The organism is Streptomyces sp. NBC_01261 (genome assembly GCF_036226385.1).
Lineage (GTDB): Bacteria > Actinomycetota > Actinomycetes > Streptomycetales > Streptomycetaceae > Streptomyces.
Genome location: NZ_CP108463.1, coordinates 9,969,749 through 9,990,491, shown reverse-complemented (window position 1 = coordinate 9,990,491; position 20,743 = coordinate 9,969,749). Strand labels below are relative to the sequence as shown.

Below are 20,743 nucleotides of genomic sequence, written 5' to 3'. Positions count from 1 at the left end.
TCCCCAACGCCCCTCCCCACATCTGCAGGAGCACTCGCCCGGCGCAGAGACGGGACACCCATGACGCACCTGGATCCACTCCCCGGACAACCGGTCTCCGGGTTCGACACCAAGCGAGCCGAGTACGCCGTGCGCAAGCTGCTGATCGCCGTCGGTGAAGACCCCGACCGAGAAGGCCTGCGCGACACCCCCGCGCGTGGCGAGGGCGTACCAGGAACTCCTGGCCGGGCTGCGCCAGGCGCCCGAAGACGTGCTGACCACCCTGTTCGAACTCGGCCACGACGAGATGATCCTGGTCAAGGACATAGAGATCGTCAGCCTGTGCGAGCACCATCTCCTGCCCTTCCGGGGCACGGTCCACGTCGGGTACATCCCCGCCGCGAACGGCCGGATCACCGGACTGTCCAAGCTGGCACGGCTGGTGGAGGTGTATGCGCATGTCGGCCCGCGGCATCCGCAAGCCCGGGGCCAGGACGACGACCTCCGCCGTACGAGGCCAACTGCGCAGGTCCGCGACGCGCGCCGAAGCGATGAGCCTCATCCTGGCTCGCTGACAACAGCGCCCGTGACCAGTGAGCGGGCCCGCCACGAACTCGGCCTGCCGCACCTGGATTCGCCTTGAGCTACCTGCTGGTGGACTGTGTCCTACACGGTCCATGGAAGTTGTGCTGGACACGTGGATCGCACAGTGGGGACGGTTCATCCCGGACGGGTTGTGGGAGCCGGCGAGGCCGTTGTCACCGTCGGTGTGAGCGCGGCCGCAAGGGAGCCCAGGAAGGCTTCGCCACTTGGCCGACGGCTTCCTCGACGCCTTCGGGCGCCCTGCGGCCCGCCGTTCAACGCAACTGCCGGCCGCACCCTTGACTTGGCCGATCAGCCATCCGTATCGCAATAGAGGGGCGCGGTGTCCGCGTTGTCCTTGGTCACCAGACGGGCATCGATGTGTTCGATCTTGTCCTTCTCCTCCCCGCGCAGCAGAGCGAGCGTGTGTGTCACCGCCAGCGCTCCCAAGTCCTGGACCGAGTTGGAGACCGTCGCCGCGAACTTCCCGTCCTTGAGCGCGGCGAGTCCCTGGTCGGTGCCGTTGACGGTCACGATCTTCACGCTGTGGGCGCCCGCCGCATCGAACGCTTGCCGCACACCGAAGGCCATGTCCTCGTTGGCCACAAACGCGTACTGGAGGTCGGGGTGAGCCTGGATCATCTTGGCTGCGGCAGCCTTGGCCGTCGCCCGGTCGAACATGCCCCGCTCGTCCCCCACCACCCGCACGTTGGCTGCCAGGTTCTTGGTGAATCCGTCAACCATCAAGTTGGACGATGTACTCCCGTCACCGGAGATGACACCGGCCTTGACCGGTTTTCCGGCGGCGTCGTCGTCGACCCATTGGGCGTCCAACTTGCCTATCCCGGGAAGGTCGCTGATGACGGCTCCAAAGATCTTGCTGTCGTCAGAAGGCGTCACCGCGATCAGAGCTATAGGTATCTTCGCTTTCTGCGCCGCAGCGATGTCGGCGTCCAGGGCGCTGGCGTCCACACTGAGCAGGATGATGGCGTCAACCCTGTGCGCGATCATGTCCCGCACGTTGCGCAGTTCCGCGGACTTGCTCCCGTTCGAGTCGGCGGTCCGCAGTTTTGCCAGGTTGTTCGACGTGGTCTTCGTGACCGCCGTCTGTAGGCAGGTGTGGAACGAAGTGGTGCCGCCGTTGATGAACCCTAAGACGACAGGGCCGGTGGTGTGGGCGCTGCCGGTGGGATCCAGAGTGCATCCGGTTGCCAGGAGGCCGAGGCCAACGGCGGTTGCGAGCAGTCGTCTGCTGGATACGGGCATGAGAAGGGAGCCTTTCTGCTGCGCATGACGTCGGTGTCGAGGCAGACAGCGCTGGGCTGTTGCAGGGGAACCCTGCGATGGGGGACGAGGTACGGGATCGTCGTCGCCGAGGCAGATGATGGTGATGCGGATCCGGGCGAGGGTGAACAGTCAACTTGACGGGGCGCGGGATGGGCGTGTATTGCTCAACGGGGCCAATTGGGCGGTGCGCGGCTGCGGCGGAAGCCGAGGTCGGACACTCCGCGGTTCTGGCGCCCAGGCACTCGCGCCCCACACCACGTCGGCGGCGGTACTTCGGGGTCGGCGTAGGCATCGCCAGTCAGCACCTGCACGTGCACGAAGCCAGTGCCGACCAGGCCGATCGACGCGCACTTCATCGTCGCGCTGATTACGTGACCCGAGCCGTCGGCATCGAAGGCGATGGACACCCTCGCGCCCAGTTCCGCCCCTTTGATCTTGCGTAAAGCGATGCCGTCCTGAAGCGCGGCCGTTCTCACGAAGCTCGCTTTCGTCCGACGTTCGCCCAGCCATGAAACTGGAACGTTCTAGTGACAACGCAGAGAAACCCTTCTCTGCGTGATTGACGTGATGGAGATCGGGGCAAAATTCTTAGCCGAATTCGGCTCAGGCGGAAGTTAGCAGGGTGAATCTCTGGATGGCGAGGGCACGGTAACGCAATCTTTGCTTGCGTTCTGCGCATGCTTGCGCACCCGTACCGCACCACCCGCCAGGGAAGCCGACGTTGCTCCGCCGACAACGCCTACGCCACCCCACGCAGGGCCATCCCCTGAGGAGAATCCGGGGAGTACGAGCGGCTTTGGGGAGCGTTGGGGTCCTGCCGCGCTCCCGAACAGCGCTCCGCGGCCCGGTCAGAGAATCCGTTCGCACACCGGACACATCGCCGCCGGCGACAGCCTCTTCGCCCTGTCGCTGCAGGACGCCGCTGCTCCAACCCCGCTGCCATGCTGCGCTCGATGCAAGGGACGACATCGCCCACCGCGCATGGGGCGCAGAACGTCGCCACCGTTGCCTGGAACCAATGGCAGCGCGCAGTACGAACCGATGATCAACTTTGTTCCCGGCTCATCCCTCCACAAGCGAACCGGCTCTCGGCCGCGGATGTGCGACAACCCATCGGGCCAACAGCGGGGGCGAGGTATTTCGTCATGGCATGGAGGATGGCGGTCATGGACATCCGGCAGCTGGAGTACTTCCTCGCGATCGTGGATCACGGGGGTTTCAACCGGGCGGCCTCGGCGCTGTACCTTTCCCAGCTGTCGCTTTCCCAGGCTGTTCAGGCGCTGGAGCGAGACCTGGGCAGCAGTCTGTTTCATCGGATCGGCCGCCGGGCGGTGCTCACCGAGGCGGGCACGGCGTTGATCGAACCGGCGCGGGCGGCCGTACGCAGCCTGGAGACGGCCCGCGCAAGCGTCACGGCCGTGCACGAACTGCGCGAGGGGCGACTGGACGTCGCCGCCATGCCGTCCCAGGCGGTGGAGCCGCTGACCACGATGATCAGTACGTTCACGCGCCGGTATCCCGGGGTGTCGGTGAACATCCGGGCCGCCTTCACCTCCCGCGATGTCGTCGACATGGTGCGCACCGGCGCCGCCGAGCTGGGGCTCCTTGCGACGTCGGGGCCACTCACCGACAAGGAGGTGATCTCGCATGCCGCCGGGGAGCAGCGTTTCGTGCTGGTCACCCCTCCGGACGGGCCGTTCCCGGCGGGCCGGCCGGTCGCCTACGAGGAGCTGGCCGGGCAGCGGCTGATCGTCGGGCAGCGGGGCACCGGGATGCGCGCGTACGTGGACGGGCTGCGCGAGCGTGGCATCGGCTTCAGCATCGCGGCGGAGACCGAACACCGGGTGGCCATTCTTCCGCTGGTGCTCGCGGGGGTCGGGCTCGCCGTGGTCACCGAGTCCTGGCGCACGACGGCCGAACAGGCCGGCGCACTGGTGCTGGACATCGAGCCGAAGACGACGCTGCGGATCGCGTTGGTCAGCCGCCGCGCGGAGCAGGCCCCAGCCGTCCGCACCTTTCTGACCTGTGCATTTGATGCCATCCAGCACTGATAGGGCAGGCTTATAAGGCAGATCGGCAGTGCGTCTTGGACGGTCCCATGGCCTAGTTGCTGCACTAGGCACATGACCCACCACCACATCGCACTCATCCCCGGCGACGGCATCGGAGCCGAGGTGCTGCCCCCCGCCCAACAGGTCCTGGACGCCGTCGGCGCCCGCCACGGCTTCGGCTTCTCGTACACCTCCTACGACTGGTCCTGCGAGCGGTACGTCCGCGAGGGCGCGATGATGCCTGCCGACGGGCTCGACCAGCTGCGTGGCAAGGACGCGATCCTGCTCGGCGGGGTCGGCTACCCGGGCGTGCCGGACCACGTCTCGCTGTGGGGGCTGCTGATCCCGATCCGCCGCGGCTTCCGCCAGTACGTCAACCTGCGGCCGATCCGCGTCTTCGAGGGCGTCGACAGCCCGCTGCGCGCCGCCGCGGCCGGTGAGGTGGACTTCGTCGTCGTACGTGAGAACGTCGAGGGTGAGTACAGCGAGATCGGCGGCCGGCTGAACCGGGGATTCCCGGAGGAGATGGCCGTACAGGAGGCGGTGTTCACCCGTGCCGCGGTGACGCGCGTACTCGACTACGCCTTTGCGCTGGCCGCACAGCGCACGGGGCAGCTCACCTCGGCCACCAAGTCCAACGGCATCGTGCACACCCTGCCGTTCTGGGACGAGCTGGTCGCCGAGCGTGGCGCCGACTATCCGCAGGTGACCTGGGACCAGGAGCACATCGACGCCCTGGCCGCCAAGTTCGTCCTCGACCCGGCCCGTTTCGACGTGGTCGTCGCCTCCAACCTCTTCGGTGACATCCTCAGCGACCTGGCCGCCGCCGTGGCGGGCTCCATCGGCATCGCACCGGCCGCCAACCTCAATCCGGAGCGCGAGTTCCCCTCGATGTTCGAGCCGGTCCACGGCTCCGCGCCCGACATCGCCGGGCGCGGCATCGCCAACCCGCTCGGCGCGATCTGGTCGGCCGCCATGATGCTCGACCACCTCGGCCACCCCGAGGCCGCCCAGGACGTCACCGACGCCATCGCCTCGGTGCTCGCCAAGACCGACGTCCGCACCCCCGACCTCGGCGGCAACGCCACGACCACCGAGTTCACGGAGAAGCTCCTCGAACTCCTCTGACCGAATCTCCGTAAGCCCGTGGGCGGCACGGACGACCGCACCCCGGCCCCCAGCGATCCCCTCCCAAAGGGCCCCGACCAGTCCGTAAGACCAGTTCAGAGCCCCGCCGGCAGACGAGCCAGGCTGTACGCGGCGTACTGCTCGACTCGTCTGCCGCCCCCGCTACATCCGGCGGAATCCCTTGATGTCCGGGAACGGCGGATCCTGGTCGGCCTGCAGGTCCACCTGAAAGACGTTCAGGGCCATCGCGAACATCGAGAAGGTCCCCAGAGCGGCGACCAGGTCGACCAGCCCGGGCTCCCCGAAGTGCTCAAGTCCGGCGGCGAAGGTCTCGTCGCCGACGAAGTGCCCCTCAAGCGCCTCGGACGCGAAGCGGTGGAGGACTTCCTCGTCCGGGCTGCTGAACCGCGGCTCCTCCCCGCGGGCCAGGCGTTCCAGCGCGGCCGGGTCCACCCCGGCGTCGACCGCCTTGGCCAGGTGCGCGTTCCACGAGTGCTGCGCGTCGAAGTGGCGAGCGGCGACCAGCAACGCCAACTCCCGCAGTCGCAGCGGCAGTGAGGACTCGCGGAGACAGTACGTACCGAGTGCTTCCAGGTGGTCGCCGAGCGCGGGGTTGCGCAGCCACACCAGGAAGGGGCCGCCGACGGCCCCGCGACGGCTTCTGATCCGCTCTCCGAGTTCAGTCTGTTCCGGGTCGGTCCCGGTCGGTGCTGACAGACGCATGTTCGTCTTCTCCTTCGTGTCAGGTCTTTCGTGTCCGGGCCGGAGCGCCGGCTAGAACTCCTCGTGGCTTTCCGGGTCGAAGCCGATCCGGACGCAGGCGCGGTCGCCGATGCGGGCGAGTTCGTCCGCGGAGAGTTCGAAGCCGAACACGTCGAGGTTGTCGCGCCGCCGCGCCGGATCGCCCGACCGGGGAAGCGGGACCGTGTCGAGCTGAAGGTGCCAGCGCAGGATCACCTGGGCGGGGGTGACCCGGTGGGCCGCCGCGACGGCCGCGATCGCGGAATCCTGGACCAGTCCCGTGCCGCGGCCGAGAGGGCTGTAGCTGAGGGTGGTGATGCCCTTCTCGGCGTGTACGGCGCGCAGTTCCTCCTGCGGGAGCTGGGGGTGCATCTCGATTTGGTTGACGGCGGGCAGCACCCCGGTCTCCTTCTCCAGGCGGTCCAGGTGCTCGGCGGTGAAGTTGGACACTCCGATCGAGCGGACCAGTCCCTCCTCGCGAAGCCTGATCAGCGCCTTCCAGGAGTCGACGTACTTGTCCAGGCGCGGCAGCGGCCAGTGGATGAGGTAGAGGTCGACGTACTCCAGGCCGAGCCTGCCGCGGGATTCCTCGAAGGAGGCCAGGGTCGCGTCGTAGCCGTGGTGGCGACCGGGGAGTTTGGTGAGGACCCGGATCTCCTCACGGGGGACTTCGGCGGCGGCGACGGCCCGGCCGACGCCGCCCTCGTTGCCGTAGACGGCGCCTGTGTCGATCAGCCGGTACCCGACACGGAGGCCGTGTGCCACTGCCTCCTCGGTCCGTGCGTCGTCCAGGGGAGCGGTGCCGAGGCCGAGGGCGGGGATGACGCCGCCGTCGTTGAGGGTGCGGAGCGGGACAGGAGACACAGGGTCACATTTCCTTCTGCTGTACGGGGGTGTACGTACGAGGCTATGAGCGAGCGGCCACCGAGGCGCGGTCGGCGGGGAGGGTCACCGGGGTCTGCTCGTTGAGACCGTGGCGCGGGATCCGCGGAAGCCACAGCAGGCCGATGGCCGCGGCGGCCAGCCCCAGGCCGATGAGGAGCAGCATGAGCAGGGTCGGTGAGAAGGCCACGAGTGCGGGGGTGAGCAGGCCGAACCCGGCCATGCAGTAGCGGGCCATGCCGTAGGTGAACCCCTGGGACGTGCTACGGATCTCGGTGGGGAAGATCTCCTGGGTGAAGATGCGGTACATGCCGTCACCGGCCCAGCTTCCGGCGATGGTGTTGAGGATGAAGAGGGCGGTCAGGGATGCCACGGAGAAGTTGCCCAGGATGGCCACCAGGGGGCCGACCACCAGGGCGACCAGACCGAGGGCGAGGCACACGGTGCGGGACTTGGTGTCCGCGAAGCGCTGCAGCAGGAGCGCGATCACCAGACCCACCACGAAGGTGACCGTTCCGATCGTGCTGAAGACCTGCATGGTGGAGTGCCCGAGGTTGACGATCAGGTACGGGCCGAACTGCGTCAGCGTGTTCGGCATGATGCCGCCGATGACGAAGAACAGGGTGGTGGCCAGCAAAGCGGTCCCGTGCGGCTTGCGGAAGGCCTCCTTCAGCTTCCGCGGCCCGGTCGAGTTCTTCTCGGCGCGGCTCTTCAGCCAGGCCGACGACTCTGCTACGCCGCGGCGCAAGACCCACACGATGACCGAGACCACCAGAAGGTGGCCGAACAGCAGCCGCGCGCCCAGACTGCCCGCATCCGCAACGAAGTTGGAGATGACCAGGGAGACCCCGACGCCCGTCATCAGCAGCGTCTGGGAGTACGCCACTGCCGCACCCTGTCGTCCGGGGGGCGCCTCCTCGGCCACCAGGGCCAGCGAGGCCGGGATGTCGGCACCCATCGCGAGACCGGTGACGATGACGCCGGCGAACAGGACGGCCTGGTTGGGGGAAAGGATGACGATCAGCGCGCCGAGGGCGTAGATCACCAGGTCCGCGGAGTAGATCACCCGGCGCCCGAAGAGGTCACCGAGACGGCCGCCGACAATGGCGCCGGTGGAGAAGCTCAGGGTGAGTGAGGCGCTGAGCGCGCCGACACTCCAGGCGCTGAGTCCGAGCTGCTTCTGCAACAGAATGACGGCCATGGAAAGGCTCACCATGGTCGCGCCTTCGAGATAGGAAGCCATGCCGCCGAGAGTGGCTATGTACCAGGGGCGGGGCGAGCTCTGGTCCTTGGGCATACTCGCTGATTCCTCACTACGTTGTGGGGTCTTCGAACCTGACCGGGGACGGGCCACACGGGAAAACATTCGGAGTTCGACGAGTTTTCCACTCGGGCAGGGTAAGCAGTATGCCTACCGCCGTAATTCGCGGAATATCCGCTGAATGCTTTCGCTGGAATTCCTCGCACAGGGTCTGCGCGGGGCCACCCGGCGAACCTCGTTGTGTGGCGCGGCGCTCACGGGCTCGTCGGCGGGTTCCCGGGTAAGCGGTCCGCGGCCAGGTGGGCCGGGTAGGGAGACCGTGCCACCCCCGACGCGACCGACGCAAGATTCCGGTCACGCAAGATGTGCGTACGGAAATCGACAAGAGGTGGCCGCGGAGGGCTTGCAGCCGACGCCGAAAGTCGCCGACCCAGAGACATTCGTCCCTGCTCAGCGGCATCACGGGCGATTGGGGAGGCCCCCACAGGGACCCGCCGACGGCCCGCCTCGCCGACTCATCAGGATCCCCTATAGCGAACATAGGGGATCGCCATTTCCCTGGTCTTGCTGGTTCCCCGTCGCGAATGGAAGAGTCCCCATCAATCCCGGGGAATCCCGGCTCGACCCTTGTACAGGAGCCTTGAGATGACGGACGCGAGCACCATCCTTCGACTGGACCGATCCCGTCGGGATGCCATGCTCGGCGCGGATGGCGAAGCCCTGGCGGCGCTCCTCGACGACGGAGTGGTCTGGATACACGGAAACGGCAACATCAACACCAAGGAAGAAATCCTGGATTACATCGGGAACGCCCGGACCAAGTATCTGTCGATCGAGCGCACGGAGGAGGACATCCGTTTCCTGGGAGGGCTGGCTTTCATCAGCGGGGTCGAGGACATGAAAGTGGAGGTGGCGGAAGGGGTCTTGGCCCTCCGTAACCGTTTCACCGTCGTATGGGAACCGGCCGGCGAAGAGTCGAAGATCATCAACTGCCAGTTCACCTCGATGCGCGAGCCCGCTCTGCAGCAGAAGAAGGCGTAGCAGCGGTTTCGGCCGGCCGGCGCCCCGGCCGGCTTCAGTCTCGCCCGGAAAGACCAGGAGTCACCTTTGAATTCGTCCGCATCAGGGAATCTGCGGGTCGGTGTCGCCAAAGTCGACATCACGCCCGAGGACCTGACCAATCTCAATCCGCTGGGCGGTTCGTTCACCGGTGTGCACGACCCGATCCACCTCCGGGCGCTCGTCCTCGACGACGGGGCGCACGAGGTGGCTCTGCTGTCGGCCGATCTGATCGAGGCCGGCGACATGACACCGGTCCGCGAGCGGATCGAGCGGGAACTCGGCATCCCCTTCGACCACATCGTCATCACGGCGACGCACACCCACAGCGCCCCCCGGATCGGCCTGGTGTCCCCGGGGGCGCTCGCGCACGGGGGACCTCCGGAGTCGGACACCTACACCGCCTGGGTGTACGACAGGATGATCGGCGCGCTGCAAGAAGCCAGGGCGTCGTCCCAGCCGGCCCGGTTCGGCCTCGGCAAGGGGACCGCCGATGTCAACGTCAACCGCGACGAGTACATCGCGGGCAAGTGGGCCATGGGCGTCAACCCCGACGGCCCGTCGGACAAGACCGTCTGGGTGCTCAGGTTCGAGACCCTCACCGGCGACCCGATCGCGGTGCTGCTCAACTACGCGGTGCACTCCACCGTGGTGCTGGGCACGGAGGAGGTCAGCGCCGACCTCGCGGGGGCGGCCACCGTGTATGTCGAGCGGCACCTCGGCGGCGGTGTCGTGGCGTTGTGGACCCTCGGGCCGGTGGGCGACCAGTCGCCCAAGGTCGCCCTCGGCAAGCTGCGGGGCGCCACCGACGACGAGCGGGTGTTCGCCTACGAGGCGATGGCCGCCCAGGGGCTGATGGTCGGCGCGGAAGCCGTACGGGTGGCGGGCGGGATCCGGGAGTTGACCTCCACGGTCCGCATCGGCGCGGCGGAACGGGTGCTCGCCTGTCCCATGAAGGAAGGCGTGGACGTGATGGAGGACATGATCCAGGAGAAGGTCGACTCGGTTGACCTGCGGCTGGGGCTGGTCACCATCAACGAGGTCGCCCTGGCCGGCGTTTCGGGTGAGGTGGTGACCGACATCTACCGGCGGCTCCAGCGGGAGTCCCCCCTCGCGAACACCCTGCTGATCTCCATCGCCAACGACCGCATCGGCTACCTCGCCGACGACCAGTCGTACGCACGGAACACCTTCGAGGTCAACGGCTGCCCCATCGTGCAGGGGTACGCCGAGACAGGCATCGTCGACGGCCTGGTCGGCATGATCAAGGGCACACTGCGGTGACCGGGTCCCACCTCACGGCTGGCGCCGGCAAGTCGGTCATCGACCTTCCCCCCGACGTCTATCCCCTGGACGGGTTCACCGGCGAACACGACCGCCTGCACGCGGGGGCGGTCCTCCTCGACGACGGGTCGCAGCGCATCGCCCTCGTCGTGGTCGAGCTGACATCGATTCCCGAGGACGCGGTGCGCGACCTGCGGGAGGCCGCCGCCACTGCCGGCCGCCTCGCGGGTGGCAACACCGTCGTGTGCGCGAGCCACACCTTCTCCGCCCCGCATCTGCAGGCGGCGGGAGCGGGCGGGCGGAGCGACGCCCTGCTGCGGGAGGGCGTGCGGGACGCCGTGGTCCGTTCCGTGACGGAGGCCCGGCGGACCATGCGGTCCGCCCGGGTGGGGTTCGGGCGCGGCACCTGCGGTGTCAACGTCAACCGGGACGTCCTCACAGCGGACGGCTGGTGGCTCGGCGCCGATGAGAGCGGCGTGTCCGACAAGAGCGTGGGCGTCGTCCGTATCGAGGACGACGGGGGGCAGCCGCTGGCGATCCTGATGAACTACGCCGTCCAGTCCTCCGTCATGAACGAGTCGCGCACGCGGATGGGCGAAAGGCTCGTCACCTCGGATCTGGCGGGCGCGGCCTGCCGCCATGTGGAGGAGTCCTACGGGGACGGAACCGTCGCCCTCTTCCTGATCGGCGCGGCAGGCGACCAGGCCCCGTTCCTCACCGCGAACCGGTATGTCGCCCACAGGGGCGGGGCGTACACGAGGGCCGACGTCCACGAGGCCGGTCACCTGCTGGTGGACCTGCTCGGCGAGCGACTGGGAGCCGAGGCGGTCCGGGTGAGCGAGGGGATCCGGTGCGCCGGCACGGGCGGGGGTCTGCGGGTCGTCAACACCAGCACCACCGTCCACGCGCAGGTCGCGCCCGCCCGTATGCAGGACTTGCGCCCGGTGCGGAACTACCCCTTCCAGTCGGACGGCAAGGCGGAGGTGCCGATCGACGCGGTGCGGATCGGGGACATCGTGCTGGTCGGCCTGCGGGCCGAACTGTCCAGCAGCACCGGCCTCGGCATCAAGGAGGACTCCCCGTTCGCGGGCACCGTCGTCATGACGATGGCCAACGGAGCCGCCAAGTACATGGCGGATGCCGCGAGTTACGACCGCAGCACCTATGAGGCAATGAACTCCCGTTATGCACGCGGATCCGCCGAGGCCGTCGCGTCGAAGGTCGGCGAGATCCTGGAGGAACTCCGCGGCGACGAACTCTGAGTGCCTCTCGCGAGGCCCGCGGTGCTCCGTGAGGATGGGGTCCGCGGTGGTGAGTCAGGGCGCGCCCAGCGCGGCACGCAGTTCGCCGCGCAACCACCGCAGCCCGGGGTCCGCGTTGCGGCTGGAGTGCCACAGCATCGACTCGGTGAAGCGCGCCCCGTCGTACCCGGGCACCTCCCGGATGGTGAAGCCGCCGGCCCGCGAGGCCCGCTCGGCGACCCGCCGTGGAAGCAGCGCGACCAGGTCCGTGTCCTGGACGAGCCAGGGCAGGTTCGCCCACTCGTCGGTCAGCACCGCGAGCCGCCCCTGCACCCCCAGCCCGTCGATGAGCCGGTGCGCGACGGTCGGCGTGCCCGACCTGCGGCTCACGCCCGCGTGCCGGAGTCCGGAGAGCACCTCGGCCGTCAGCTCGGCTTCCGCCGCCACCGGGTTGCCGGAGTCCAGCAGGCAGACGAAGTCGTCGCTGAACAGCTTCTCGCTCTCGGCCGGGACGCTGAAGCTCAGGGGGGCGATCACCAGATCTGCCTCCAGCAGGTCGCGCTCCGCGAACCCGTCCTTCAACGCGCAGAACTGGATCGACAGCGCCGGCGAACCGCTGCCGAGGCGGGCGTTCAGAGGGCGGCCGATCACACCGGTCGCATAGCCGGAGCAGGAGATCACAAAGCGACGTTCGCTGGTCAAGGGGTCGAAGCCGGCACGGGTCCGGAAGACGCTCTCGGCCGCCGTGAGTACCTCGGCCACCAGCGGGAGCAGCCGGTGCCCCAGCGGTGTCAGTTCGTAGCCGGCAGCGCCCCTGACCAGCAGTTCGTCGTCGAAGTAGCGGCGCAGCCGGGCCAGGTAGGCGCTCATGGTGGGCTGGCTCATATGGCACCGCTCGGCGGCCCGCGTCACATGCCGCACCTCCAGCAGCGCATGCAGCGGCGTCAGCGCGTTCATGTCGAGACCGCCGAGATCCATGCCGCCCCTCCGCGAATGCCCCGGCGCTCCTGCCGAGGTCAACAGGAATGCTAAAGCCCCAGGCTATGGCCGTCGCCCGGGAAGGTCGTCAGCCGCTTCGACAAGGCGAAGAAGGGCCGGCTGGTACGGGCCCCTTGCGGGCGCGCTGACACAGCCATCCGATGAGCAGGGCGAGAGGCGATGAGCAGGACCGCGATGGCCGCAGGCGCAAGGACCCGGTGCGGCAGGACGGGCATGACGACCACTCGCCGACGGCGGTCAGCGACCGGGCTCCGGCCAGGACGGCCGCTCCAGCCGTGCACAGCAGGGCGCTCAGCCACATGATCGCCGGCGTCGTGCCTGTACTGCCTTCCGGGGCAAGAACGAACTACTGGACATGACCGGGCGTCACAGGCGAACTCGACCAACCCGTTCAGGCAATACCCCTGGCCACAACCCGTGTCGGCGACACTCGGCGAACGGCCGGCTCAGCCCCGCCGAACACGAGCATCGCCCCCTATTCAGCCCTGCGGCACGAGGCGGCCTGACGCCTCGTCGAGGCGTCGGTTCTCGGCGTCGGTCAGCGCGAGTTCGGCAGCCGCGAGGAGCGCAGGCAGCTGCGCGGCGTTACGTGTGCTCAAGATCGGCGCGACCACAGTGGGCCGGGCCGCGAGCCATGCCAGGGCCACTGTCGAGATCTGCGCCCCGCGTTCCTGCGCGATCTCGTCCAGCGCGTCGAGGACCTGAGCGCCGCGCTCGTCGACGTACTGCGCCGCCGGAGAGAACCGGCTACGAACGTCGTCGCGCTCCAGCCGGTGCTTGCCGGTGAGGAATCCCGAGGCGAGCCCCCGGTAGGGGACGGTGGCCAGCGCGTGGTGCAGGGCGACCGGCATCAGGTCGGTTTCGAAGCCGCTGCGCTCGACAACGTTGTAGTGCGGCTGAACAGCGACGGGCGGATGCAGCCCGTTCCTGGCTGCCACGTCCATCCACTCGGACACTCTCTTGCCGGAGAAGTCGGACAGGCCGATATGGCGGATCATTCCGGCGTCGACCAGTTCGGAGAACGCCGAGGCGGTCTCTTCGAGGGGGACGCCCTGGTCGTCGAAGTGCGCGAAGTACAGATCGATCCGGTCGGTGCGCAGCCGCCGCAGAGAAGCCTCAGCCGCGCGGCGGATGTTCGTCGCGCGCAGGCCGGGATACGCAGGGTGCTTCCCGACCTTCGTGGCGATGACCATCTCATCGCGGGCCCCAGAGGTCTTCAGCCAGGAGCCGATAATGGATTCCGAATCGAATCCGGCGATTTCCTCTACTGGCGGCCGGTAGGAGTCCGCGGTGTCCAGGAAGTTGCCGCCACCGGCCCGGTACGTGTCGAGCAGTCGATGTGATTCCCGGGTGCCGGCCTTCATGCCAAAGGCCGTCCCGCCGAGCGCCACGGCGAACACCGAAAGGTCGGTCGAGCCCAGGGGACGGCAAGTTTCACGCATGGTCGATACTCCTGAAATGTCGAACTCCATGTGGGGGTCGGCCGGCGTCTGTCCGGGCGTGAACCAGTGCCCTACGAGTGGGCGGTCACATGCCGCCGAGCTCGTGGGGTGTCGGATCCGGAATTGTCCGTCTGCTGGCCGTGGCCATTCGAATGCGGCCGTGGGGGCGGCACAAGGCGGCCTCATGCGGTACCGCCAACGCGGTCCCGCCTACCTCTTACGTGGAACGGAGCCCGCTGACTGGCGCTGGCCTTACCTGGACCGTAAGGCCATGACGGCATGCTCCGAAAACCCCGCTCTGCCTGCGGCAGCGGGGACGCGGAGTCATTTCTTCTTGGGACGCTCGCACCATCCGGCCGAGTCATCGCCCACGGTGCCGACGTTGACCACTCCGGAATGGTGGGCCCAGACGGCAGCACGGGAGCCGACACGCGATGAGATCGACGATTCCGATTCCACGATGCCTCCCTGTCGCTGCGGCGGCCGACGAGGGCCGCGGGTCTGTGAGGCCTCAGTTTGGTCAGCTTCGACGTCCGTGTCCAGCGGGTGACCGAGTTCGGCCTTCGATCGACCGCAATCTAAGGTTGTACGCAGCGAAGGGACGGTTTCGTCCCGGGCGTATTACCGTCCTCACCGTGGTGCGCGGGCTCCAACTGGCGCTGGCGTTCGGACGCACCCACCGCAGGCGTACGGCCTGCCTTCCTGATTTCTGAGCCGTGATCGGCTCCCCTCTCTCCTCTCATCAGCTGTGACGCTGCACGCCCGCGGCCTGATGTTGCTTCGTAGCGCCGACGAACCCGGGGCCGCGATCTCGTCCGCCCGCATGCCACGACCCGCGTGGGAAAGGAACAGCCCCGATGACCATCACAGCCGACTCGGTACGCACGCTGGAGAGAACCCGCATCCAGGCCATGCTGGCCAACGACGTGACCTGTCTGCGTACGCTCATCAGCCCGCAGTGCTCCTACGTTCACACGACGGGCAGGCTCGACACAGGTGAGTCCTATCTGGCGAGTCTCGGCGACGGCCTCTTTCGGTATGAGGACCTGTCGGTGTCCGATCAGTCGGTCACACTGCAAGCAGCCACGGCTGTCGTCGTGTACCGGCTCTCGGCGCGCATCGTGATCGACGCCGAGCCCGTGGTGTCGGAGAGCCGGTGTACCGCGGTATGGGCGGAGCGGCACGACAGCATCCAGGTGATCGCCTTTCAGGCGACCCCCGTGAAGCCGTAGCCGGCACACCGCGGCGCGCGGCACACGATAACGGTTGCCACGTGGCGATCGGCCTACCGTGCCCGGCCTCGATCCGCAGGTGCAACTCGCAAGCGTGTTGCGCCCGTTCACTCATCCGGGCAAAACAGGTACCACCGACGACAGGCTCGAACTGCTCACAGGAGGCTATTGCCTTCGAGTAAACGTTGACTTAATCTGGCTGTCATATCGTAAGGAGGCGGAGAATGGTTGCGAGCAGCAGCTCTGTGCTGAATCAGAGGCCGCGCCTGCCTGCCGCGTAGAACTCTTCGCCGCGCAGTTGTGCCCCACTTAGTCAGGAGCGGGCAAATACAGCTGCGTCTGGGCGTCGCGCGGTCAGCCATTGGAATGCTGCTGATGCGGCCATGGTTTGTAGCGCGACAGCTCTCATGCATTCCCGCGGGTTACCCACGCGATGGCGCGCATTCATGCGCGACGGTACACACAGGTCAGTGCATCACGTCGACGGCCAGTAGATTGCCGCCGATGTTTCCTCACTTGCGTGGGCGATGATTTATCACCCCAACCCGGGGGATCACACACGCGACGACGTGCATTCACATGCGATCGAACACGCAGGGCTGCCCATTGCGGGCTCCAAGTGTCTCGACGCGCACTGTCAGTATTGTGTCGTCGCGCATATGGAGCCGCATGTGCTTGTCAAAAAATGATGCGACCCCTTTTCCGATCTAGGCGTACAACGCGGTACAGCAAAGGCGTCGGACAAGTGACAGATACAGAGTCAGCGCGCTACTCAAAACGCGCAACCATACTCGGCGCAATGGCGTCGTACCTCGACGGCACGACGTCGGTCAGCGTCGGCGTCTCGATCGTTCTGTTCAACTCGGTCTTCCACCTGAGCCCCTGGATGATCGGCGTGCTCGTCTCCGGATTCCAGTTGGCGTTCGCGGTCGGTGCGATCGTCGGAGGCCGGCTCGGGGACGTGTTCGGCCGGCGGGCGGTCTATTCGGCCGATCTCCTGATCTGCGCAATGGCGATGCTCGTCATCATCATCGCGCCGAACCCGGCGGTGCTGGTCGTCGGCTTCGTGATCACCGGGCTCGCGCTCGGAGCCGACATACCCGCCTCTGTCGCCCTTGTGTTCGAGGAGGCAAGTGCGGGCCGTCGCGGATCGGCCGTCGCCATGAGCCAGGTGTTCCTCTTCTCGGGCGTGGTCCTCACCCAGTTCATCGGTATCGGCGTGTCGGACATGGGCGGTCTCGGCGCTCGCCTGCTCTTCGTCCACCCCATGGTCGTCTCGCTGATCGTGTGGTTCCTGCGCCGGGAGATGAAGGAGTCGCCGGCCTGGGAGCAGGCCAATGTGACCGTCGATGCGCGGGCGCGGAGGAAGCGGGATCTTCGGCTGCTGCTCAGGCAGCCCTACGGAAGCGCGCTCATCGCGATCACCGTGTTCTACGTCTTCTCCTCCGTGTCCGGCAACATCACCGGGCAGTACAGCACCTACCTGATCACGACGATCTCGAAGTCGACGGTGCTCACCGCGACGATCGTGTCCGTCGGGACGACACTGCTGCTCATCGCGGCGGGCATCGCATTCCAGCGGCTCGTCGATCGCACCGCCGCGAGGCGGGTGCTGTTCATCCTCGGCACCGCGTTCACCGTCGTGGGATCCCTCGTTCCCATCGCAGCCGGATTCAGCCTCTGGTCGGTCGTCGTGATGCTCTGCGCGACCGGGGTCGGCTTCGCATGGGCAGGAGAAGGCCTGTTCCGCGTCTGGACCCAGGAGATCTTCCCGACCGAGATCCGCAGCACCTCGCAGGGCCTGACCTACGGCATCGGCCGGTTCGCCATCGCCGGATACGGCGTGTTCGTACCGGCTCTCGCCGCCAACGGCCCGACCGCGCTGATGGTGGTCATGGCGGCCTGCGGCGTGGTCACGGCACTCCTCGGGCTCCGGTGGATCCCGCAGCTCACGCGTGCCAGGCCCGTCGCAAGCTCGGCCGGGGCCCCTCTTCTGCTGTCGAGGGCCAGAGGGTAGACCCGGCGATCACTGACCATGCTCGTCGGCATGCACACCGACAGCACACCTTCCCTACCGCAGGAGACACGTATGTCCCGTCCCAATCCCACCTACACCCTCGAAGAGATCCAGAAGGAACCCGATCGCGACTTCCCCCGGTTCGTTCGCGACGACGCCACCCGGCTGGGAGAGATCACCGTCGGCATCATCCTCGAATGGGGCGTGAACCTCTGCGTCGACGTCCACATCGGAGACGAACTGGCGTACCGGGCACAACTCGGTACCACCGGGCAGTTCAACGCCGACGTCATCCGGCGGAAGATCCTGACGGTCAACAAGTTCGGCCACAGTTCGCTGCTCGCACGACTCAAGCGCGACGCCGATCCGAGCTTCGGCAGTGAACTCCCGGAGGAGTACGTCGTCGCCGGCGGCAGCATCCCCATCTTCGTCGACGGTGTGCTGACGGCGACCATCTCCGCCTCGGGCGAGGAGGACGCCCTCGATCACGAGGTCATCGCCGAAGCGCTCGACCGGTTCGCGGCGGAGCGCAACTGAGCGCCTCCGGGCCGGGTGGCGGGACGTCCCGCCACCCGGCCCGGAGCATCGCCCAACGAATAAGCCGCCCCATGAGAGGTGCGCAAGGAATGAACATCGCAATCGCCGAGCAGGTCATCGGCGCCTGCGTGAAGCAGTCGGCCCGAATCGGAAAGCCGGTCGCGGCCGTCGTCGTCGATCTCGAAGGCCGGGTCGTCATGGCACGCCGCGCGGACGGCGTTCGAGACCTCGTCCTGCAACTCGCCACCTCGAAGGCGTACACGGCGGCGATCATGGAGCGTCCGACCCTCCTTCTGGAGCAATGGGCACACCTCACCCCCGACACACTCGCGCGGTTGTCGTCGCTCAGCCCCTATCCGATCATGACGGGCCCCGGAGGGTTCGTGATCAAGCGGGACGGTCGTCTGCTGGGTGCCTTCGGGGTGTCCGGCGCTCGCGGAGACGAGGACCAGGCCATCGGCGACGCGGTGCTCGACGAACTCGGTTTCGAGACAGATTTCGCCGCGTTCGACTGACTTCGGCCAAGACCAAAGAAGAAGGAGCTCATAGTGTCCAATACCTACCAGCCGGTCCTGATTTCCCATCAGGCCGCACTCCAGATCGTCACGAACGTGATCGCCGAGGGCTCGCGGCGCGGGCTGCGCCTGGTGGCGACGGTGGTCGATCCGAGCTTGCAGGTCGTCGCGTTCTGCCGCGCGGACGGTGCGAACCCTCTCAACGCGGGTTCAAGCCGACGGGCGGCGAAAACGGCGTGCGCGGACGACCGGCCGAGTGGATGGATGAGCGACCACGACGCCATCGTTCTCGCGCTCGCCGCGGGCAACGAGGAGACCAACATGCGCGGCGGCCTGCCCATCCGGTTCGACGGCGTCGTGGTCGGCGGTCTCGGTGTCGGCGGCGCGGCTCCCGATGACAACGAGGCGGTGGCCCGGGCCGCGTTGTCGAGTGTCGACGCCGATGACCCGATGTCCGTGGCGTGACGCACAAGGCCCGCAAAAGGAAGAAGGAGCACACACGCATGGCGCCCATACGCAGAGCGATCGCCTCGACCGGGCTGGAGGTGTTTCCCGTCAACCTCGGCGGTACACCCTTCGGGCGATCGACAGACCGGCAGCAGGCGTTCGAGGTTCTGGACGCGTACCGCAGCGGCGGGGGGAACTTCCTCGACACCGCCGACGGCTACGGTGACGGGGCATCCGAGAGCGTCGTCGGCGCCTGGCTGACATCCCGAGCGGCCCACGACGAATTCGTGATCGCGACGAAGGTCGGCAAACACTCGCAACTGCCCGGCCTGCGGCGCGAGAACATCCTCGCCGCCGTCGACGCCTCACTCAGGCGCCTCGGCGGAGATCGCATCGACGTCTACTACGCCCACTACGACGACGAGAGCGTTCCTCTCGCGGACGTCGCCGGGACGTTCTCGTCCCTTGTGGACGCGGGGAAGATCGTGAGCATCGGGGTGTCGAACTTCCGTGCCGAGCGAGTCGAGGAGTGGCTGCGGATCGCTCAGGACGAGCATCTTCACGCCCCCGTGGCGATCCAACCCCACTACAACCTCGTTGAACGTGCCTACGAAGACGAACTCGGGGCGGTGGCCGCCAAGCAGGGACTCGCCGTCATGCCGTACTGGGCACTCGCGTCGGGATTCCTGGCCGGCGTCGTGAGGAACGCCACCCAGGCGGAGAAGCACAGCGAGTTCGCGGCCCGCTACCTCGGCGAGCGCGGCGACCGCGTCCTGGAAGCGCTCGACACCGCGGCCTCGAACCATCACGTCACGCAGTCCACCGTCGCACTGGCGTGGCTCATAGCCCAACCGACCGTGACAGCCCCCGTGGCCGGCGCCCGAACACCGGAACAGGTCGCGGGACTCGTCGAGGCGGCAACGCTCGATCTCACCCCGGAGGAACTCGACGCGCTCTCGGCCGCCTCACGCTGAGTCGCCCCCGCGAGTATCGAGGGCCCCCCGGGACACCCACACAGAAGGAACGAAGGTTGAACTCCACACCGCCCAGGAACGACGTCATGCGCTGGGGTGTCGTCGGTACCGGTTACATCGCCAACACGGTGTTGCCCGACATGATCGCGACCGAGGGCCTCGCCGTCACCGCGGTGTGCTCGCGTGACGCGGGCAGGGCTGCCGCGTTCGCTCAGAAATGGTCCATTCCCAGGGCGTTCGACGACCCGGAAGCACTCTTCGCGGATCCGGACATCGACGTCGTCTACGTGGGAACACCGGTGAGTACGCACTTCCCCCTCGCGCGGGCGGCTCTCCTGGCCGGCAAGTCCGTTCTCGTCGAGAAGCCGTTCACGCTCGACGCGCAGGAAGCCAGGGAACTGGTCGCGCTCGCCCGGTCGCGGAACGCCTTCCTCATGGAAGCGACGTGGACGCGCTTCAACGCGGTCGTCAAAGCCGCTACGGAACACGTCGCGAACGGCGTGATCGGTGACGTCCGCACCGTCACGACCAACTTCGGTCGCAACCTGGATTCCGCCCACAACGCGTGGCGCGCCGAACTGGGCGGAGGAGCGCTTCTGGATCTCGGCATCTACAACGTCGCGCTCACCCACCACTTCCTGGGCGGCGCGCCGATCCGGATCAGTGCGTCAGGGACGTCCGCGGACGGCTTCGACACATCCTGTGCCGCGACCATGGAGTACTCGGAGGGCCGGTTCGCACAGCTCTCCTGCTCGATGACCAGCTGGCTTCCCCAGCACGCGGTGATCGGTGGTACCGCCGGCGCCATCACCCTCCCGGGCTTCGTGAACCCGTGGACCTACGAGCTCGCGATCGGCGACGACCGCGAGACCGTCACGATCCAGCCGGAGGGGGCCGGATACACCCCGATGTTCCGGGCGGTGACCCGCGCCGTCTCCGGCGGACACACGGAGTCGGCCGAGAACCCCCTCGAAGACACGGTTGCCGTCATGGAGAGCATCGACGCCATCCGCCGTCAGGTGCTCGCGGGCGGCGCCGACTGAGCGCGGCGCACGAGCCCAGCCGGACAGATCCACGTGGACCGA

General features: G+C 67.5%; 20 protein-coding genes and 1 pseudogene. 14 read left to right on the top strand and 7 right to left on the bottom strand.

The window, feature by feature from the left end:
- The first annotated feature begins 60 nt into the window (after positions 1-60).
- A pseudogene (gene folE, locus OG226_RS44475) lies at positions 61-554 on the top strand (GTP cyclohydrolase I).
- A gap of 319 nt (positions 555-873) precedes the next feature.
- Here the strand turns inward: folE and OG226_RS44470 are convergent.
- On the bottom strand, positions 874-1,827 hold the full coding sequence (locus tag OG226_RS44470; protein ID WP_329352302.1) for a sugar ABC transporter substrate-binding protein: 954 nt from the start codon (positions 1,825-1,827) through the stop codon (positions 874-876).
- A gap of 185 nt (positions 1,828-2,012) precedes the next feature.
- The gene (locus OG226_RS44465; RefSeq protein WP_329352301.1) at positions 2,013-2,324 is read right to left on the bottom strand and encodes a hypothetical protein; all 312 of its coding nucleotides are present in this window, start codon (positions 2,322-2,324) and stop codon (positions 2,013-2,015) included.
- 690 nt (positions 2,325-3,014) lie between these two features.
- Here OG226_RS44465 and OG226_RS44460 point away from each other — a divergent pair.
- A complete protein-coding gene (locus OG226_RS44460) occupies positions 3,015-3,899 on the top strand; it encodes a LysR family transcriptional regulator (RefSeq protein ID WP_329353700.1) in 885 nt (294 codons plus the stop codon).
- Positions 3,900-3,971: 72 nt separating this feature from the next.
- Positions 3,972-5,027, top strand: a complete 1,056-nt coding sequence (locus tag OG226_RS44455) for a tartrate dehydrogenase (RefSeq protein ID WP_329352300.1) — start codon at positions 3,972-3,974, stop codon at positions 5,025-5,027.
- Positions 5,028-5,189: 162 nt separating this feature from the next.
- Here the strand turns inward: OG226_RS44455 and OG226_RS44450 are convergent, their stop codons facing one another.
- Genes OG226_RS44450 through OG226_RS44440 form a run of 3 tightly spaced genes read right to left on the bottom strand, consistent with a single transcriptional unit; the run spans position 5,190 to position 7,947 of the window.
- A complete protein-coding gene (locus OG226_RS44450) occupies positions 5,190-5,750 on the bottom strand; it encodes a carboxymuconolactone decarboxylase family protein (protein WP_329352299.1) in 561 nt (186 codons plus the stop codon).
- Positions 5,751-5,801: 51 nt separating this feature from the next.
- Complete coding sequence (locus OG226_RS44445) at positions 5,802-6,632, bottom strand: aldo/keto reductase (RefSeq protein WP_329352298.1); 831 nt, start codon at positions 6,630-6,632, stop codon at positions 5,802-5,804.
- A 43-nt stretch (positions 6,633-6,675) separates the two neighbouring features.
- The gene (locus OG226_RS44440) at positions 6,676-7,947 is read right to left on the bottom strand and encodes an MFS transporter (protein WP_329352297.1); all 1,272 of its coding nucleotides are present in this window, start codon (positions 7,945-7,947) and stop codon (positions 6,676-6,678) included.
- 609 nt (positions 7,948-8,556) lie between these two features.
- On the opposite strand from OG226_RS44440, the gene OG226_RS44435 reads away from it, so the two are divergent.
- The 3 genes from OG226_RS44435 (at position 8,557) to OG226_RS44425 (ending at position 11,516) form a co-directional block, all read left to right on the top strand.
- Complete coding sequence (locus OG226_RS44435; protein ID WP_329257941.1) at positions 8,557-8,952, top strand: nuclear transport factor 2 family protein; 396 nt, start codon at positions 8,557-8,559, stop codon at positions 8,950-8,952.
- Between the two features lie 66 nt (positions 8,953-9,018).
- Positions 9,019-10,254, top strand: coding sequence for a neutral/alkaline non-lysosomal ceramidase N-terminal domain-containing protein (locus OG226_RS44430; RefSeq protein WP_329352296.1), 1,236 nt, complete (start codon positions 9,019-9,021; stop codon positions 10,252-10,254).
- Positions 10,251-11,516, top strand: a complete 1,266-nt coding sequence (locus OG226_RS44425; protein WP_329352295.1) for a hypothetical protein — start codon at positions 10,251-10,253, stop codon at positions 11,514-11,516. Before OG226_RS44430 ends, OG226_RS44425 begins: the two co-directional genes overlap by 4 nt.
- 54 nt (positions 11,517-11,570) lie before the next feature.
- Here the strand turns inward: OG226_RS44425 and OG226_RS44420 are convergent, their stop codons facing one another.
- Positions 11,571-12,473, bottom strand: a complete 903-nt coding sequence (locus tag OG226_RS44420) for a LysR family transcriptional regulator (protein ID WP_329352294.1) — start codon at positions 12,471-12,473, stop codon at positions 11,571-11,573.
- Positions 12,474-12,634: 161 nt separating this feature from the next.
- On the opposite strand from OG226_RS44420, the gene OG226_RS44415 reads away from it, so the two are divergent.
- Entirely contained in the window at positions 12,635-12,853 is a 219-nt protein-coding gene (locus OG226_RS44415) for a hypothetical protein (protein ID WP_329352293.1), read from the top strand.
- Positions 12,854-12,973: 120 nt separating this feature from the next.
- On the opposite strand, the gene OG226_RS44410 is transcribed toward OG226_RS44415, so the two are convergent.
- The gene (locus OG226_RS44410; protein WP_329352292.1) at positions 12,974-13,936 is read right to left on the bottom strand and encodes an aldo/keto reductase; all 963 of its coding nucleotides are present in this window, start codon (positions 13,934-13,936) and stop codon (positions 12,974-12,976) included.
- Between the two features lie 857 nt (positions 13,937-14,793).
- On the opposite strand from OG226_RS44410, the gene OG226_RS44405 reads away from it, so the two are divergent.
- The 7 genes from OG226_RS44405 to OG226_RS44375 all read left to right on the top strand — a co-directional run bounded on the left by OG226_RS44405 (position 14,794) and on the right by OG226_RS44375 (position 20,701).
- Complete coding sequence (locus tag OG226_RS44405) at positions 14,794-15,168, top strand: nuclear transport factor 2 family protein (RefSeq protein WP_329352291.1); 375 nt, start codon at positions 14,794-14,796, stop codon at positions 15,166-15,168.
- A 799-nt stretch (positions 15,169-15,967) separates the two neighbouring features.
- Entirely contained in the window at positions 15,968-17,185 is a 1,218-nt protein-coding gene (locus OG226_RS44400; protein WP_329352290.1) for an MFS transporter, read from the top strand.
- Between the two features lie 72 nt (positions 17,186-17,257).
- Positions 17,258-17,722, top strand: a complete 465-nt coding sequence (locus tag OG226_RS44395; protein ID WP_329257923.1) for a heme-binding protein — start codon at positions 17,258-17,260, stop codon at positions 17,720-17,722.
- Positions 17,723-17,811: 89 nt separating this feature from the next.
- On the top strand, positions 17,812-18,237 hold the full coding sequence (locus OG226_RS44390) for a GlcG/HbpS family heme-binding protein (RefSeq protein WP_329352289.1): 426 nt from the start codon (positions 17,812-17,814) through the stop codon (positions 18,235-18,237).
- A gap of 33 nt (positions 18,238-18,270) precedes the next feature.
- Positions 18,271-18,702, top strand: a complete 432-nt coding sequence (locus tag OG226_RS44385) for a heme-binding protein (RefSeq protein ID WP_326725160.1) — start codon at positions 18,271-18,273, stop codon at positions 18,700-18,702.
- Positions 18,703-18,740: 38 nt separating this feature from the next.
- Complete coding sequence (locus OG226_RS44380) at positions 18,741-19,658, top strand: aldo/keto reductase (protein ID WP_329352288.1); 918 nt, start codon at positions 18,741-18,743, stop codon at positions 19,656-19,658.
- Positions 19,659-19,714: 56 nt separating this feature from the next.
- On the top strand, positions 19,715-20,701 hold the full coding sequence (locus tag OG226_RS44375; RefSeq protein ID WP_329352287.1) for a Gfo/Idh/MocA family protein: 987 nt from the start codon (positions 19,715-19,717) through the stop codon (positions 20,699-20,701).
- Positions 20,702-20,743: the final 42 nt, after the last annotated feature.